Genomic DNA, 17,773 nt, shown 5'->3' on the forward strand with positions numbered 1-17,773 from the left:
ATCAGGCAACAGATGCAAATCACGAAAGACTTGCAGCATCTAAGTTTCTTAATTGCGAATTGGTATAAGTAGCCTCCGCTCTGCATTCTACTTCTTAACTCCGACAACCTTCATAGCAAGAAAGATCATGGTAGCGCAACACAATCTTAGATCCAGCCAACCTCACTCAAATCCCAGCAACGGTTATAAGGAAACCGATAATGGGCATACCGTTGATGTACCAGCAAAACAGCAAATCACCTCCGCTCTAGAAGAATTGCGAACTGAACTGGATCAAGCTGATTGGGTGGAAACAGGGCCATTGCGAGAGAGAATCCGCAAGTTAAAAGAACTGCTAAGTGTGTTGCCATATCAAGACGGAGGAGATGGATTAGAGGTAGAGCAAGTACAGGCGATCGCTAGCAAAATCCGCCAATTTTCCGATCTCGATACCTTGCTGGCTACTGCTGTCATAGAGGTACAAAGCGCCCTGCAAGCCGATCGCGTGGTGCTGTATGAGTTTACAAATCCGACGCAGGGGATAGTTGTTGCGGAGGCGATGAGAGATGGCTTTACCCCAATGCTGAAGGAAAAACTACCCGCCGTCATTTTTGGGTTAGGTTCTGCCAAGCTTTATCAACAAGAAAAATTAGTAGCGATCGCAGATACCTACACTGCTGGCTTGTCTCCTTACCAAAAGCAGTTAATGGATCGGTTTCAGGTAAGAGCTTGTTTGAGTTTGCCAATCTTAGCAAAAGATGGGGTTTGGGGTTTGTTGGTAGTGCAGCAATGCACTGCTGCTCGTCAGTGGCAAAATGCTGAAATTCAGTTACTAAAATTAATCGAGCAGGAATTAGAAGCGCAACTGCAAGTTGCCGTGATTCAGGCTACGTTGCAACAAGAAGTGGAAAAAGACCAAATCCTTGTCGGTGTAGCGAATAAAATTCTCCAGTCCAAAGATTTGGATACCATCTTTCGCGTTGCCACCCAAGAAGTGCGACAGTCATTAAAATGCGATCGCGTGGCAATTTATCGTTTCCAGCCAGATTGGAGTGGGGAATTTGTAGCTGAATCTGTTGGATCTGAGTGGATTTCTCTGTTACAAGAACAGCGAAACAACCAAGCAATTGTCAATAACGTTAACTATTGCAGTGTTAGGAACCTTGCAGACGAAGGGGGATTGGTTGGGACAACAGGGCGATCGCACAGTGCAGATAGCTACATTCAGCACACTCAAGGCAAAAATTTCCATCGCGGACAGATTTATCGAGTCACTAATGATATCTACAGTGCTGGTTTTTCTGATTGCTATATCAAAATTTTAGAAACCTATCAAGCCAAAGCATACATTATTGTTGCCATCTTCCAGGGAGAAAAGTTGTGGGGCTTGCTGGCTGCCTATCAAAATTCTCAGCCTCGTCAGTGGAAAGATAGTGAAGTTCGACTAATGGTGCAGGTTGCATCTCTGTCTAGTATTGCTATTCAACAGTTGCAATATCAGCAACAACTTTCTAACCGTTCTGAGGAGTCAGCCAAACTGATTGAACGAGAACGTACTGTTTTCGGCATCATTGAAAAGATTGGGCAAGCAACGGATCTTCGCACACTTTTCCGCATTACCACCCAAGAATTGCGGCGATTTTTAAAATGCGATCGCGTTGTCATTTATCAAATTTATCCAGACTGGAGTGGAGAAGTTATCGCTGAATCTGTGGCTGCTGGTTGGCCGTCACTGTTGGAGATGCAGGAACAAGACAGCATTTTAAAAACAGGTCTGATATCTTCAGAGCGTTGTAATGTTAAGGACTATGGCTCCCCTGTTAAACCTGATGCCGATACTTATCTGAAGGAAACCCAGGGTGGAGTGTACACCAAAGGAACGCGCTTTCGTAAAATCAACGATATTTATGCTGCTGGTTTTTCACCTTGCTATTTAGAAACATTAGAGAAGTTCCAAGCCAAAGCATACATTAATGTTCCCATCTTCCGCGCTGGTAATCTTTGGGGTTTGTTAGCAGCTTATCAGAATTCTGATGTGCGGAAATGGACAGAGGAAGAGATCGGTGCTTTGTTGCAGATCGGCGAACCGTTGAGCATTGCCCTCCAGCAAGCTGAATATATCGAACAGCTACGGTTAAAGAATATCGAAATGACACAAGTAGCTGAAGTAGAACACGCCATCGCCCGAATGACGGATAGAATGCGTCATTCCCAACAACTAGAAACAATTTACCGTACTACCTTGGCAGAATTGCGGCAGTTGTTCAAATGCGATCGCCTGGCAATATATCGCTTCAACTCTGACTGGAGTGGTGAATTTATGGCCGAATCTGTAGGAAGTGACTGGGTGCCTATGGTTGGCCCCGATATCAAGACCGTATACGAAGACGAACACCTACAGCAAACCCAAGGCGGGCGCTATCGCAACAATGAAACCTTGGCCGTTAATGATATCTATACTGTTGGTCATGCCCAGTGTTACATCGACTTATTGGAGCAGTTCCAGGTTAAAGCCTACACCATCGCCCCTATTTTTGCTGGAAACAAACTTTGGGGCTTTTTAGGAGCATACCAAAATAGCGGCCCGCGCCAGTGGAATTCCGAGGAGGTGCGATTACTGACCAAATTGGGCATTCAGTTGGGGGTAAGCGTACAGCAAGCCGAGTACATCGAACAACTGAAAACGAAGAATGCAGAGTTGGCGCGGGCAGCAGAAGAGGAACAGGTGCTGACAGGGATGGTGGAAAAAATTCGCCAAGCTCAAGAGGCAGATACAATTTTCCTGAATGTGCTACCAAGTTTACGCAAACAATTACAGTGCGATCGCCTAGCAGTATTTCGCTTTCATCCCGACTGGAGTGTGGAATTTATTGCTGAAGCTGTAAAAGATAAATGGTTGTCTTTAGCTGGTTCCGACATCAAAACCATTTGGATGGACGATCACTTACAAGAAACTCAGGGCGGACGCTATCGCAATCATGAAACCTTTGTTGTCGATGATATTTACACTGTCGGTCACGTTCAGTGCTACTTAGAAATATTAGAAAAAATCCAGGCCAAAGCTTACGCGATCGCTCCTATCTTCACTGGAAACAAACTCTGGGGCTTTTTAGGAGCATATCAAAATACTGGCCCTCGGCAGTGGAAATCCAAGGATGTGCAACTGTTGCGAAAAGTAGCTGTGCAAATGGGTATAGGCTTGCAACAAGTTAGGTATATCGAACAGCTCAAGAAGAAGAATGCAGAGTTAGCGCGAACCGCAGAAGGGGAACGAGCATTGACACGGCTCGCAGAAAAAATCCGCCAAGTTCAAGAGCTAGATACGATTTTCCGCAATGCCTTACCAGAATTGCGATCGCATTTGGAATGCGATCGTCTAGCCGTGTATCGCTTCAATCCAGATTGGGGTGGGGAGTTTATTGCCGAATCCGTCAGTCGTGAATGGGTGGCTTTGGTTGGCCCCGATATCAGGACTGTATGGGAAGACGAACACCTCCAACAAACCCAAGGTGGACGCTATCGCCATAACGAGACCTTTGTGATAAATGACATTTACACTTCTGGTCATGCCCAGTGCCACATAAAAATTCTAGAGCAATTCCAGATGAGAGCCTATATCATCACCCCAATTATTGCTGGGAATAAGCTCTGGGGTTTGTTAGGAGCATATCAGAATGATGGGCCGCGGCAATGGCAAGAGAATGAAGTCAACTTGGTAACGAAAATCGGCACGCAGTTTGGGGTTGCCGTCCAGCAATCGCAATACTTACAACAAACTCTAAGCAAGAATGAGGAATTGATCAAACTGGCAGAACGGGAAGTAGCAAACGCCCGATTTTCCTATCGCCTGCCAAGTCGGTTAACAGAGATGGCCCAAAGTCATGGTGATGTTCTGGAATTTGTCCAGTTTGCCACCCATGAACTTCGTCAACTGCTAAAAGTAGATCGAGTTGGAGTTTACCGTTTTGAGCCTGATTGGTCTGGAGAATTTGTAGTTGAGTCTGTGACTGGGGATTGGCCTAAGTTGGTGGGAACTAGCCTTGCCAGAGTTAGAGATACCTATCTCCAGTACAACCAAGGAGGGCGTTATGTCCGCAAAGAAAGTTTGCGGGTTGACAATATATATAGTGTCGGTCATGACGAATGTCACATTCAATTGTTAGAAATGTGGGGAACTAAAGCCTACATGATTTCTCCGATTTTTCAAGAAAATCGGCTCTGGGGGCTGATGGGAGTTTATCAAAATAGCGCACCGCGCCAGTGGGAGCAATCCGAGGAGGATGTTCTCAACCAAGCCAGCGTCCAGATTGGTATTGCCCTCAATCTTGCAGACTACCTAACACAAGTGCGTATTCAAGAGCAGCAACTAGCAGAAGCAGCAGAGCGCGAACGTACCGCCCGGGAAAAACTCCAACAAGGAGCAATACGCGTTCTCATGGCTTTGGAACCATCCTTCAGAGGCGATCTTACCGTTCGAGCTCCCCTATCTGAAGATGAAATTGGGACGATCGCCGATGGTTACAACACTACGATCCAAAGTTTGCGAGATTTAGTGCGACAAGTGCAGATTGCTGCTGGCAGGGTGAGTGAAAATTCCAGTAATAACACTACCTCAGTAGTAAAACTATCTGACCAAGCTCAACAGCAGGCAGAACGGCTCGAACACGCTCTGGAACAATTACAAATGATGGTAACTTCCACCCAGATAGTTGCTAGTGATGCCCAAAGAGTAGGACAGGCGGTTCAAGAAGCTAATAAAACCGTCCAAGCTGGCGATTCTCTGATGGAAAGAACCGTAGATGGCATTTTGGAGATTCGGGAAACCGTTTCCGAAACAGCGAAGAAGATTAAACGCCTCGGTGAAGCTTCTCAGAAAATCTCGAAAGTAGTGAGTTTGATTGAAAACTTTGCTACTCAAACTAATTTGCTGGCACTCAATGCGGCGATTGAGGCTACCCGTGCTGGAGAGTATGGCAAAGGCTTTGCGGTGGTTGCAGATGAAGTTCGTTCCCTGGCTTACCAGTCAGCTAGTGCCACCACAGAAATTGAGCGACTCGTGCAAGAAATTCAAGCTGGCACCAACGAAGTTACCGAAGCAATGGAAATAGGGATTAGCCAAGTTGTTCAAGGCTCGAACTTGATCGATGAGACTCGTCATTCCCTGAGTGCGATCGTGGCAGCCACCAACGAAATTGGTGGACTGGTGCAAGGAATTACTCAAGCAGTTTCCACTCAAAGTCAGCAATCTCAGATATTGACAGAAGCGATGATGGATGTTTCGGCGATCGCCCGCAAGACTTCAGAAAGTGCCATCCACATTTCCGAGTCTTTTGAGGAACTACGGATGACTTCACAACAACTGGAAACCAGCGTTAGCCAGTTCAAAGTTGACTAAGAATTTTAGATTTTAGATTTTAGATTTTAGATTATTTCGGTACTCCTCTGGAGAAGCAAGCTACATGCCCCGCCCCGTTTCAATTTACGATGTTTAGATTTTAGATTGAAGAATTTTTAATCCAAAATCCAAAATCTAAAATCCAAAATTCCTTGCCCCTTGTCGTCGAGGTCAATCCAAAATCCAAAATCTAAAATCCAAAATTGTTTGACTAATCTCGCAAAATGTGTTATGAACCCCGATCCCAGTAATCAAGAGCAGGCTTTTCTTGCGGAAGCGGCAGAGTTGTTGCAAACCATTGAGCAGAATCTGATCGGTTTACTTGATGAAAAAACAATAGAAAAAGTTCATGCCTTGATGCGAAGCGCCCATACTATCAAAGGGAGTGCTGCCAGTGTTGGGCAAGAAACTATTCAGACAATTGCCCATCATTTGGAAGATGTATTCCAAGCGTTATACGCTCCAGAATTGGAAATCGATCCAGAATTGGGTGCTTTGCTTCTAGATGCTTATGAGTGCCTGCGAACTCCATTGAGTGCAAGTTTGATGGGCTTATCCTGCAATGAGGCAGAAATACTCGATCGTACTGCCTCAATCTTCGCCCAACTCCAGCATAAACTAGGCGACTTTTTTGGTCGTGAGGCTCTGCTTCCCAGTTCGGAAGAACTTGGCTTTGATGTGGTAGAGTCAATCTTTTCCGGGAGTGTACTCCAGGATTTGCAACAACTTGAAGCTGACATCCAAAGCCAAGATCCGCAACAAATTCAAACAACACTCAACTCCCAAGCCGAATTTTTTGCTGAACTAGCAGCATCCTATGGCTTATCTGGATTGGAAGAAATTGCCCAGGCGACCCTAAACGCGCTCAAAGCACATCCAGACAAAGTATTGCAAATCGCTCAGGTGGCTTTAGAAAATTTTAAAGCAGCTCAAGCAGCGGTACTTGCAGGCGATCGCACTCAAGGGGGAGAGATATCTCCGCAATTGCGAGAATGGGCAGGACTAACTACTCCTGTCCCAGAACCGCTGGGGCAAACAGTTTCCATAGCTGCCCAACCCACAGAAACGACTACAACTGAGAATCAGCCATCCCCCCTCCTGGGTGCCAGCGAAGCGGAATCAATTTGGTCGTTTTTCCCGAAGCGGACTGATAACTCCGTAGCGAAAGCACCGGAGGTACTGGCACCTATTTCCCAGGATTCGGTAGTAGCCCCCTCTGCCATAGATCGGATTTTACAGTCAATCTGGATCGGAGATCCACAGATATGTTACCGATACTCAGACTCAGATCGCCCAGCCTCTCCACCACCACCAAGCCTCCTGGCTCAATCATCGGCATCACTTCCCAGTATCCGAGTAGCGATAGAACAGCTCGATCGCCTCAGCCATACAATTGGGGAATTGCTAATCAGCGAAAACCAACAAAACCTGCAATCTAACCACATCCACAAAGCAGCTCAAGACACTCTACTACAGTTTTTGCACTGTCAACAACAACTTAGTAAAGTTTTTACTTGGTCGGATCGACATCTGCTGCTTCCCGAACGCAAGCAGCGACACATGCATGTATCTCCACGAGTTATCTCTCCTACCGAGGCACAATCCAATTTTGATGCCTTAGAAATGGATAACTATAGCGAGTTGCACATTCTCCTGCAAAATCTTACAGAAGACATGGTGCAATTAGGAGAACGGATTGAGGCTGTTAATGGCTTAGTTCAGCAATCTCGCTTCAGTCTCGGAAAGCGCAAGCAACTGCTTTCAGGAGCGCAGGAAGATTTGCTGCAAGCCAGAATGGTTCCACTGGGAACAGTGTTGAATCGATTACCGCGCCTCCTGCAACAGATGGTAGCAACTTATCATAAGCCTGTTGAACTCAAGCTTAGCGGTACGAAGGTACTGGTGGATAAAGCCATTTCTGAGCAGCTGTACGATCCCTTGCTGCACATGATTCGCAATGCCTTCGATCACGGCATTGAACCAGTAGAAACCCGCCGCCAGCAGGGTAAACCAGAAACCGGAACAATTACAATTCAAGCCTATCATCAAGGCAATCGCACTACTATTGAGGTACGGGATGATGGTCGAGGCTTTAGCTGGGAATCCATTCGTCAGCGAGCTATAGAAAAACACCTGCTGACTCCCGAACAAGCCGCCTACGCCTCAGAAGACCAACTGGCAGACTTATTATTTGAACCAGGCTTTTCTACCGCCAAGCAGATTGGTGAGTTATCTGGCCGTGGTATCGGCTTAGATGTGGTTCGCACTCAATTGCAAGCTTTACAAGGTTCGATTGTGGTGCGATCGCTTTCAGGGCAGGGAACCACCTTTATCTTGCAATTGCCCCTGAGCTTAACAACGGCACGCTTGCTCGTTTGTCAATCTCAAGGTATTACTTATGGGTTGCTGTCTGAAGGAATTAGCCAGGTTTTATTACCGCAGCCAGAGCAAATTCAAGTCCAGCAATCTTTACACGGGCAAGGCAGCCAAAAATTCTGGCAGTGGGGAGAAGGGCAAAGTCAGCAACTAGTTCCCATCCGCACGCTTGCCAATTTGCTGGATTACAAATATCCTTTATTCACCCAAGACCACAATTTAAACCTAAGTCCTTTTCCAGTCAAACAACGGAACACCGTCGAACCTCTGTTGCTGTTGGAAACAGAGCATCAATACTTGTGTTTGCAAGTCGATCAGATTTTAGTCGAGCAGGAATTAGTAATTAAATCCCTCGGTAGAGTCCTGACTTTACCTAGTTACATCCAAGGCTACAGTGTGTTGGGAAATGGTAGTCTTACCCTAATCGTTGACCCGTTGGAGTTAGTTCGGCAAACCTGGGAGACAGATATGATGCCGACTTCCCCAGCATCAAGTCTTACAACTAAACTGTTGCCTGCGCCTGAGCCTGTTCTTACTCTAGAGGGGCAGCAATCCGAGCTAACTACGCAACCGCAGCAACAGCCGATGGAAGTCAATACAGCCGTTGCTCAACCTAACCGACTGATGGTGTTAGTGGTGGAAGATTCGGTTGTACAAAGGCAAAGTTTGGTGCAGACGCTCCAGAAAGCCCATTATCAAGTGTTGCAAGCAGGCGATGGTCGAGAGGCGATCGCACAAATACTGCAACACGGTGATGTTGATTTAGTGATTTGTGACATTGAAATGCCGCAGATGAATGGATTTGAGTTTTTAGAACACCGTCGCCAAGACGAGCGTTTGTCCGGGATTCCTGTGGTGATGCTGACTACCCGTAGCGGACAGAAGCACCGCCAATTAGCTTTAGCTCTAGGAGCGAAAGCTTACATGACCAAACCCTATTCAGAACAAAATTTCCTCACCGCGATCGCTGAACTAGTTAATACCCCTTAGCCCAATTCTCTAAAATAAGGCAACACATTCAAACCCCGAAAGCCATGCCATATCTAACTTTCTTAATTACGAATTACGAATTACGAATTACGAATTAGTATTTATGCTTAACACTCCCTTTCCGTTTAAGCGATTATCTGGCGCTGTGAGCGAGCGCGACTCATTACGAGTCGTTGTTTTTGCGATCGCAGACTATTTATTTGCCCTGCCAGTTGGTGCAGTTCTCAAGGTGATGGCTTGTCCCCCTATTAGCAGTACGGTTGAAAGTGGTATTGGGATGGTTGATTTGGGAGCACAAACCATTACGATTGTGGACTTGCGCCAGAAGTTCATTCCACAAGTACAAGACCAACAGGCGCATCAAGTTCTCTCTGCGGTTGACACTCCAGGGCGCTTCTTACTTCTGACTCAAACCCGGACTGGGGAAATTTGTGGCATTCCTGTGGACAAGCCCCCTGCCTTAATCGATATTCCTTTGGAAACAGTGCGTCCGGTGCCTTGGTCTTATCAGCAAGTGGCGGAGTTAAACTTTGTTAGCCACATGGCTGTTTTGTCTGTAGCACCAAACGAGGAACCACTCAAAGTACTTCTTCTAGGCATGAGCCAGATATTGGCTGATAAGTTGGGGTTGCCCGGAACAACCCCAACCTTGGCTCCTGGGCTGACATCAGGCGAACAACGTCAAAGATTTCTCCGTTTTCCCTTGGGGAATCAAGGAAGTGGATTGCTACCATTCCACTCATTACAGGACATTATTCATCTCGCTAGCCAAGAAATTTCCCCAGCCCCGGCCTTACCAAGTTGGATTTTAGGTTTCTATAATTGGCGAGGACAGATGCTGCGGCTGGTTGACTTGGAACATTTGCTTGGTTATGCGCCGCTTTTGAAGCGGCAGTCACCACCAGAAAAGCCAATGGTTCTGGTTCTCGAACTGCAAAATCAGGTAATCGGGTTTTTGGTGGCTCATGTCTACGATGTAGAGTGGCAGGATTTACAGCAAGCACAATCAGCACCAACCGACTTTTCCCCAAACAAACTGCTAAATTTTGTTCGAGGTATTCTACCAGGCGATCGCTGGATTTTAGACACCAGAGCCATCGCCCAAACATTGCAATGGCAAACCCACTGATAAGAGGCAGGGGGCAGGGGGCAGGGGAGGCAGGGGGAGAGAAATAAATAAGTGTACTTAGGGCTATAACGGTCGTAAAAATACTAAATTTTTCTCTTCACTCCCCCTGCTCCCCCTGCTCCCCCTGCTCCCCCTGCCCCCCTGCCTCCCCTGCCTCCCCCACCTCACAAAATCGCATTGCTCCCCCCACTGATTTGACTTGATGCTGCCAAGGAGTTTTCTGTGACGATCGCAACCTTAGACCCTAATTCTGAAACCCAGCCTGTTGAAAATGAAATCCAGATAGAAGAAATTTTGGCTAATGTGGCTGTAATCAAAGCAGTCTTTCAATCTGCTAAGGGGCCAAAGGTCGCTCAATTGCAGCAGAAGGTAAGTCAAATCGAAGCTTTTATCCAAGCTTTGGCTAAGGATTCGCCCAGTGACAATGATGAAAATGTTCGAGGGGCTTTTCAGCTCCAGCGAGAACAACTTGCGGACATCGATCGGCAAATGCAGCACGCAAAAGGTCTAACTACACTTTTGGAGGTTACAGTCACCGCCCTTCGAGATGTTCTCAACGCCGATCGCGTCCTGATTTATCGTTTTGAGGAAGATAATCGCAGTCGAGCGATCGCTGAAGCTATACAAGCGGGTTGGACATCCCTGCTCAACCAATCCCTACCGATAAATTTGTTTGTTAATAAACCCGATGTTGGTGACGGACAAAACTTACTCAACAACCTAACTGAAGTATTAGAACTAACTCCCCGCCAACAGCAATTTTGGCAACGCTTTCAGGTGCAAGCTAGCCTCTGCTTACCCTTGATTGTCAAACAACAGCCTTGGGGTTTGTTAGTTATTCATCATTGCCTTCAACCTCGACAATGGCAGGAAGCAGAGCGCAGTTTGCTACAACAAGTAGGAATGATGTTGACAATTAACTTGCGCTGGGCTGAAATAGTAGCTCCACCTGCTAAACAGCTTGAATCCCTTGAACGCTCACAGTTACTAGCGCCATTTCAGCAGGTGAGCCAGGCTGTACAAGCAGGAGCAAGAATCGCCGAGCTTGCCGGCGAGCATTTAATGTCTATTCAAGATACTGTTGCTATTACTAATAAACAGCTGGAATACCTTGGTGAATTTTGCCAGCAAGCTTCTGACTTTATTCGCCTTGTGGAAGGTTTGAGTACCAAAATTCAGGTTTTGTCCCTGAATACAGCTATTGAAGCAACAAAAGCTAGTGAGCAGGAACGAGGTTTGCTAGCTGCTGCCGAACAGGTGGAAATTCTCGCTCGTCAAGCGCGCGACAGCACCCTAAATATAGAGGAATGGTTCCAGGAACTAAAGGTGGCAGCAGCAGACGTTGCTTCTGCTATCGAACCGTGCGATCGCCAAATCAACGCTGGGCTGGAGTCAATCGCGCAAATCCACGAGCAATTCAGAGCGATCGCCGACATCGCTGCTTGTACCCTCAAATCAATGTCGAAGCCATAGAATTGTCACAAACCCCATAGAAACTGAGAGTTGTTTTCATGAGTACCGATTTTGTCCCCCAACCGCAGAACGACGATCGCTTTCTAGAAGAAGCGATCGATCTGTTACTGTTCTTGGAGCAGGAGTTGCCTAACTATACAAAAGACAGTAACCCTGGTACAGCTTTGGCTCTCATGGAAGCTGCTCGCTCTCTGCATTCCATTGCCATAGCAGCCGAGCTAGATGCCATTGCCATAGTTGCGGCTGCACTAGAAGAGATTTTTCAGCTGCTGCATCAGTATCGGGCAACAGTCAACGCCCCAATCGCCTCCCTGTTGTCGGAAGGATTAGATTGCCTACAGATGCTATTGATGGCATTTTTAACAGGCTCGCAAATTGACGAAGTAGAAATTCTAGAGCGGATGTCTGCTATTGTTGCTCGTCTACAAGCAGAGTTTGGCGATTCCCAGGAAACAAATCTTGAGACATCGATAGAGCAACCGCACGAATCTGAAAAAGCAGGGGAGCAGGGAGTAGGGAGCAGGGGAGAAAAACCACCCATAAAGGGTGGGGCTTCTACCATTGGAGAAAAGGAGCAGAGGGGCTTTTGCCCACAAGGGGGAGCCACTCATGTGGGCGGGTTTCCCGACTTGAGTGAAGTGGCATCAGGGTTTGTACCTTTTCCCCTGCCCCCTGCCTCTTGTGAAACTACCCCCCAGTCTGGCAGCCTTGTTCACGTAGATACCGAGCAGCTTCCCATCAATGTAGGGGAACTAGCAAACGCGAAGGAGTATGGGGAAGAAGATTTTCATCCTTGGTTGGGGGATTTTTCCCTGCCTACTGAAGCATCCCTAGTTAAATCTGTTGGCGATCGCCATCCGCTCTCTTTGCAAGAATCCATTTCTACCATTCTTGCAACAAGTATTCCAGCCGCTACACCCATCAATATTAAGCATCTCCAACAACTAAAGGTGCTAGTTGCAACATTATTAACTACATATAATCAGCAAGCCTGTCAAGAAGAAGAACAACAACATACCATCGGGCGGTTGCTCCGACAAGTTAAACGATTACAACACCTGCTGGATAATCTACAGGAATGGTCAGGACGTTTAGCAGCAATTTCAGATACCCTTTCTCCTCTAGCTGCTTCTCGCTCTCAGCAATTATACAGTACTCTGCAATCTGTTTTGGCTGAAGCGTCTCAAGTGGCATCAACTGTTCATTCGCTGAATAACAATCATCATCAACTCAAACAAGAACTCATACAGCAAGAAAAGTTACTTAACCATTCTTCCAATTTAGTCAAAAAAGTTACAACTATTCCTTTAAAAGTAGCCTTAGAATCCTTGCATCGGCTTTGGTCTCAGTTACAAGCTCTACAAGATAAGTCTGCTAAACTACATTTACAAATTAGCGATATCCAAGTTGATCGGGCATTTAGCGATCGCCTCCATGCTCTCCTGTTACATATAAGTTGCTATTTACTAGAGCAAAGTATTGAGTCTGGCCAAACACGCCAACACCTTGGTAAAAATAGCAACGGTATTATTGAAATTCAAGTTTATCAGCAAGGAAATCAACTGATTATTGATGGCTGTGATGATGGTGCAGGGCTTAACTTATCTCAAATCTATCAACAAGCTTCAGCCCAAGGACTCGATCTGACAAAACCAGGGGATATTTTACAAGAACTGGTACTTGAACCAGAGGTTTCATCTGTTTTATGCGATCGTGCTGCCTTAGAGTTAGGAGTAGAATTAACTGAAGTTTGCAAGCAATTAACAGCTATTCAGGGAAGAATAGTATTGAAGTCTAAAGCTGGACATGGTACAGCCTTCTCACTCCAAATTCCCCTCGATCAAAAAATTGCTCAACTTATCGTCTGTCAAGCTAACTCCAGAGTCTATGGATTTATTGCCGATTCTGTAGAGCAGATTTGTCTATCGCAGTCCGAACAAATTATCCAAACTCAAGCGGGACGTATGTTATTTTTGCAGTCTTCTGGCAGATCCAGTGGCTTCCTTGGTTGTACTGATGAGCATGTAACAACAGAAATGCTCGTCCCTATCCACTTATTGACTGATGTGCTGATTTTTCCTAACCAGCTTCCCACTTCAGTTACCACTTACAGCACAGATACACTAAATGCTTTCAAGCAGGATAAGCCTTTATTAGTATTTAGTTACTTAGACAAACGATGTGCTTTAGAAGTAGATTGTATCATCGGCAAGCAATCCGCTGCGATCCATCCTCTGGGGGAAGCAATCCCTATTCCTGCTTATATCCAAGGAACTAGCATTCTTGCCAATGGCCAACTTAGCCTGGTTTTGGATGGTCAGCTTCTCACAAAATCTCTAACTTGAACTCAATACCTGCCATAGCTTTTTCCATCTGAGATTGCAAAGCTTTCAAGGATATATCAAAACTCGAAGACTTCGGGCGACATTAAGCCGTCAACTACTTTGGTGACGGCACCGGTCATTGTGATTATAAAATCATTACTAATAGCGATCGCAATTTGTCCCCCTGGCATATGAACTGCGATGTGTGAATCACACAAGTTCAATTTGTGAGCAACAGCGGCGGCTGCACTGCTACTACTGCCAGATGCTAAGGTGTAACCTGCTCCTCTTTCCCAAATCTCAATTTGAATATTTTGGCGATCTTTAACTTTCATAAACTGAACGTTGGTACGGTTGGGAAAGTAAGGATGAACCTCTAGCAAACAACCATACTGCTTGGCAATTTCGGGTGTGACTTCAGGTAACTGGATAATGCAGTGTGGATTTCCAATGGTGGCTGCACAAAAGCTAAAGGTTTGGTCGGCAACTGTAATACTTTCCGTGAGAACTTCTCTGGAGTGTCCTGTCACGGGAATTTTTTCACTTTGGAAGCTCACACGACCCATTTCTACTTCAACACTTTTACCCGACTGAGCTACCCGCGCTTTGACTCGTCCGCCAAGGGTGTCAATATCAAATTCTTCTTGTTGAACAAGCTGGTTATCCCACAAATAGCGAGAAAAGATTCTCAACCCGTTACCGCTCTTTTCTGCCTCACTACCATCTGGGTTAAAAATTCGCAATCCAAATCTGGCATTATTGGATGGTAAAGGACCAAACAAAATGCCGTCTGAGCCAATTCCAAAGTTTCGATGACAAATTCGCTCAATTTTTTCTGGGGTTAATTCAAATGCTAAGTCTTGAGGAGAAATAACTAAATAATCGTTTCCGAGAGCGTGATACTTGGAGTATTTCACTTGAGCAAACATACCAGATATTTGAAAAAATAGATGTTTTTGGGAAATTAAAGTATTTTTAGATTTCCTAAATTTAGGTTACTAATTTTTGAAAAACCTTAAGATTTATATTATTTTACCAGATAAATAATTCTATCCATTTTTTTATAGACAACTACTCATAAAATGGATATGGAGCTTTCTGTATTATTTATGTAATATATTGAAGTAGTGAGTCAAAATTTAGAATTCAGCAATTTTTAAGTTAGCAGCTTTAAAGCCACCTATTGATAGGCCTTTATCGGCTTTTTTTAGGGTTGATACTTTTCGTAGCCAGTTTTAAGAGTATTATATTTTACCAAACTACCAGTGCATATCATTAACGAAATATTATGCTGTTTAGTCTAAACAACTTGCCCTATTGGATTTTTCTGGGGATGGGGGTCTTGCTGTTCTTGTTTATGATAATTTCCGGCGGCGGAGGGGAAGATTTTGATATTGATGCAGATGTAGATGCAGATGTAGACGCAGATAGCAATAGTGAATTAGGCTTTGGGCAATTCCTGGGATGGGTTGGGATTGGGAAAGCTCCATTGATATTGTTACTGGCTACAGATTTGAGTTTGTGGGGCGTTTTGGGCTGGATGTTGAATGTTTGGTTTGGTGGAGTTGCCAATAATAATATTGTGAGTTTTATTGGGAGCGTTATATTATTTGGCTCACTGATGATTAGCTTATTATTGGGGGGATTGATAGCGCAACCAATTGGCAAAATATTTGCTGAGTTTGGGGAAGATGTGAGTAGCGATCGCTTAATAGGTTGTATTGGAATCGTAACATCTGCTTATGTTCCAACTGAAAATCAAGGCAGAATTGGACAAGTAGATGTCCTAGATGCAAAACGTAATCTTTTGACAGTTAGTGCTGTTCTCCCAGACTGGGCAACTATTGCACCCCAACGTGGAGAAAGAGTTTTAATTATTGAACACAAAGCACAAATTTACGTAGTTATTGCTAAAGATAGTGCCGATGAAGAACACTGGTTAACTAATTCATCTCGTAGAGATTCAAATTCTTAAGAGGAAAAGAATATGCTTTTTTGGTTGACTTTTATCCAGTCTTTACCGAGTGTCAAAATAGCTGAAGTTCCACAGATTGAGTTACAACAAAAAAAACAAATAACATTAATTGACCAAACACTCCCAGTAAAAATTATGCCTAATTTTGCTCAAGTTAATGGTGGATTAGTATTTCCAGTGGTGATTGCTGGCTTAGTTTTATTACTACTATTCAGCCTGTTTGCTTATACGCGGGTTTATGTAGTCACACCCAACAACGAAGCTTTTGTAAGAACTGGGGGTCTTTTTATTAAAAAGAAAGCGGTTATTCTTTATGGTGGTTGTATTGTTTTACCCGGATTCCATCAGCTGACACGCGTACCTCTGCGAGAAATTTCCATTGATGTGGAACGTACTGGCAAACTTGCAGTCCGGACTAAAGATTACTTACGAGCAGATATCCGCGTGACTTTTTATGTATGTATTAATGCCTCTGAAGAAGATGTTTTGACAGCAGCGGCTAGATTATCCCAAAATGGTACTAAAATTACTCCGGAAGATATCAAAAATGCTTTAGAAAAAAGAGCAGATGATGCAATTAGGGCGGCAGCTAAAACCAAGGATTTAGCAGAAATTGATTCTGATAAATTAGGATTTGCTCAGGAAGTGCTGAACTTAGTTGGGACGGATTTGAAAAAAGTCGGCTTAACTTTAAATAACATTGCTATTTCCGAAATCTTAGAAAGTGTTACCTATGATCCAGATAACTTTTTTGATGCCCAAGGCGTGCGCTTGCGAACCGAAATTATTCAGCGATCCATTCAACAAAAACGCGAAGTTGAGTTAGCAGCACAAGTGACAATTGAGCAAAAAGAATTGGATGCCCAAAAGCGATCGCTACAAATTGCCCAAGAACAAGAAAGTGCTAAACTAGAGCAAAAATTGCAAGTAGAAGCACTAAAAGCCCAGCGAGAACGGGAAATTCAAGAATCCAAAGATCGGGAAGCTGCAACAGTACGCCGAACTAAAATTTTGCAGGAAAAATCAGTTGAAGAAGAAGAAATCCGCAAAAAATTATCGGTGCAACAAAGCCAAATTGAAGCTGATATTTCTCTAGAAGAACGGAATAAGCAGCTAAAGGTAGTACAAGCGCTGCAAAAACAGGAATCTGAACTAGCAGAGATTACACGTCAACAAAGTGTAGAATCCGGAAAACTACAAGCACAAGTGCAGATAGCTGAGTCAGAACGGCTGGCAAAACTAGCTCAAGAAGATGTGGCGATCGCCATTGCGAATAAAAAACGCGAAAGCTTTGTTGCACAAGCAGAACAAGCCAAAGCCGAGGAATCAGTGAAGACAGCTAGTGAAGTGGAAAAAGCCGAACGCAACAAACGCCTATCAACTATTGCCGCCGAACGTGAAGCGCAAGAACGGAGTATTGGCGATCGCAACGTTGTGGAAATTGATGCTTTCCGCCGCCGTCGTCAAGCCGAAATTGCCCAAGAAGCAGCAGAATTAGAAGCAGAAGCAATTCGCACCCTAGCAGTAGCTAACCGCGATCAAGTTTTAGCAGAAGCCGAAGGTATTAGAGCAAAAATTTCTGCTGAAAATTCTATCAGCAACGCCAATCTCACTGCCAAAATTATTACAACTATTTGGCCAGAATTAGCCGACAAACTACCAGAAATTGTCACGGCTTTAGCACCGCAGCCCGGAGTTTTAGGAGATACTCGCATTTATTCATTCCCTGGTGCAAATGGCAGCAACGGCAGTCAAGATATTAACAAATTGCTACTATCTACTAGTGGACTTTCCTTAATAAATACCTTACTTGACGAAGGTAAATTAGGCGAAATAATCGGTCAAATCAGTCAGCTAGTGCGTGGCAATAATCAAGTAATAACTGGCACATCAAGCCAAGTTTCTTTAGAAACTCTCCCAACACCAACTGTTATCGAAAACAAGACGGAAACCGATTAAAATAATTCGTAATTCAGTTTTATTCCGAAGTCACCCCACCCCGGCTTTGCTGACACAAAACCTCCCCTCCCCGAAGTTCGGGTAGGGGATTGAGGGGTTATAACCTTTGTGGGATAACTGTTTGAGCTTAAGTTGACCCCACAGATTAAGGGACTTCCAACTAAAAAATATCC

The 17,773-nt window shown here is 44.8% G+C and carries 8 protein-coding genes; 7 read left to right on the plus strand and 1 reads right to left on the minus strand.

From position 1 onward, the window contains the following. The first annotated feature begins 127 nt into the window (after nt 1-127). The 5 genes from IQ276_RS15305 to IQ276_RS15325 all read left to right on the plus strand — a co-directional run bounded on the left by IQ276_RS15305 (nt 128) and on the right by IQ276_RS15325 (nt 13,687). Nucleotides 128-5,374, plus strand: coding sequence for a GAF domain-containing protein (locus IQ276_RS15305; RefSeq protein WP_235115692.1), 5,247 nt, complete (start codon nt 128-130; stop codon nt 5,372-5,374). A 231-nt stretch (nt 5,375-5,605) separates the two neighbouring features. Further along, a complete protein-coding gene (locus IQ276_RS15310; protein WP_193923444.1) occupies nt 5,606-8,740 on the plus strand; it encodes a hybrid sensor histidine kinase/response regulator in 3,135 nt (1,044 codons plus the stop codon). A gap of 103 nt (nt 8,741-8,843) precedes the next feature. Continuing rightward, entirely contained in the window at nt 8,844-9,869 is a 1,026-nt protein-coding gene (locus IQ276_RS15315; protein ID WP_235115693.1) for a chemotaxis protein CheW, read from the plus strand. A gap of 222 nt (nt 9,870-10,091) precedes the next feature. Next, nucleotides 10,092-11,342 carry a GAF domain-containing protein gene (locus IQ276_RS15320; RefSeq protein WP_235115694.1) on the plus strand — a complete coding sequence of 417 codons (1,251 nt, stop codon included), beginning with the start codon at nt 10,092-10,094 and terminating at the stop codon, nt 11,340-11,342. A gap of 38 nt (nt 11,343-11,380) precedes the next feature. Then, on the plus strand, nt 11,381-13,687 hold the full coding sequence (locus IQ276_RS15325) for a chemotaxis protein CheW (RefSeq protein WP_235115695.1): 2,307 nt from the start codon (nt 11,381-11,383) through the stop codon (nt 13,685-13,687). 56 nt (nt 13,688-13,743) lie between these two features. Here IQ276_RS15325 and dapF read toward each other — a convergent pair whose 3' ends face one another. After that, nucleotides 13,744-14,583 (minus strand): diaminopimelate epimerase, encoded by an 840-nt coding sequence (dapF, locus tag IQ276_RS15330; RefSeq protein WP_193924539.1) that lies wholly within the window; start codon nt 14,581-14,583, stop codon nt 13,744-13,746. Between the two features lie 371 nt (nt 14,584-14,954). Between dapF and IQ276_RS15335 the strand changes: the two genes are divergently transcribed. Both IQ276_RS15335 and IQ276_RS15340 read left to right on the plus strand, forming a co-directional pair. Then, nucleotides 14,955-15,641 (plus strand): OB-fold-containig protein, encoded by a 687-nt coding sequence (locus IQ276_RS15335; RefSeq protein WP_190883871.1) that lies wholly within the window; start codon nt 14,955-14,957, stop codon nt 15,639-15,641. A 12-nt stretch (nt 15,642-15,653) separates the two neighbouring features. Continuing rightward, nucleotides 15,654-17,600: a flotillin family protein gene (locus tag IQ276_RS15340; RefSeq protein ID WP_190883870.1), complete on the plus strand. Its 1,947-nt coding sequence runs from the start codon at nt 15,654-15,656 to the stop codon at nt 17,598-17,600. Nucleotides 17,601-17,773 lie beyond the last annotated feature (173 nt).

This window comes from Desmonostoc muscorum LEGE 12446, assembly GCF_015207005.2.
Lineage (GTDB): Bacteria > Cyanobacteriota > Cyanobacteriia > Cyanobacteriales > Nostocaceae > Nostoc > Nostoc muscorum.

Bases quoted from the DNA above. Each gene is read 5' to 3' on its own strand.
- IQ276_RS15305 (WP_235115692.1), top strand. From the start codon at position 128: ATGGTAGCGCAACACAATCTTAGATCCAGCCAACCTCACTCAAATCCC.
- IQ276_RS15335 (WP_190883871.1), top strand. From the start codon at position 14,955: ATGCTGTTTAGTCTAAACAACTTGCCCTATTGGATTTTTCTGGGGATG.
- IQ276_RS15340 (WP_190883870.1), top strand. From the start codon at position 15,654: ATGCTTTTTTGGTTGACTTTTATCCAGTCTTTACCGAGTGTCAAAATA.
- IQ276_RS15310 (WP_193923444.1), top strand. From the start codon at position 5,606: ATGAACCCCGATCCCAGTAATCAAGAGCAGGCTTTTCTTGCGGAAGCG.
- IQ276_RS15325 (WP_235115695.1), top strand. From the start codon at position 11,381: ATGAGTACCGATTTTGTCCCCCAACCGCAGAACGACGATCGCTTTCTA.
- IQ276_RS15315 (WP_235115693.1), top strand. From the start codon at position 8,844: ATGCTTAACACTCCCTTTCCGTTTAAGCGATTATCTGGCGCTGTGAGC.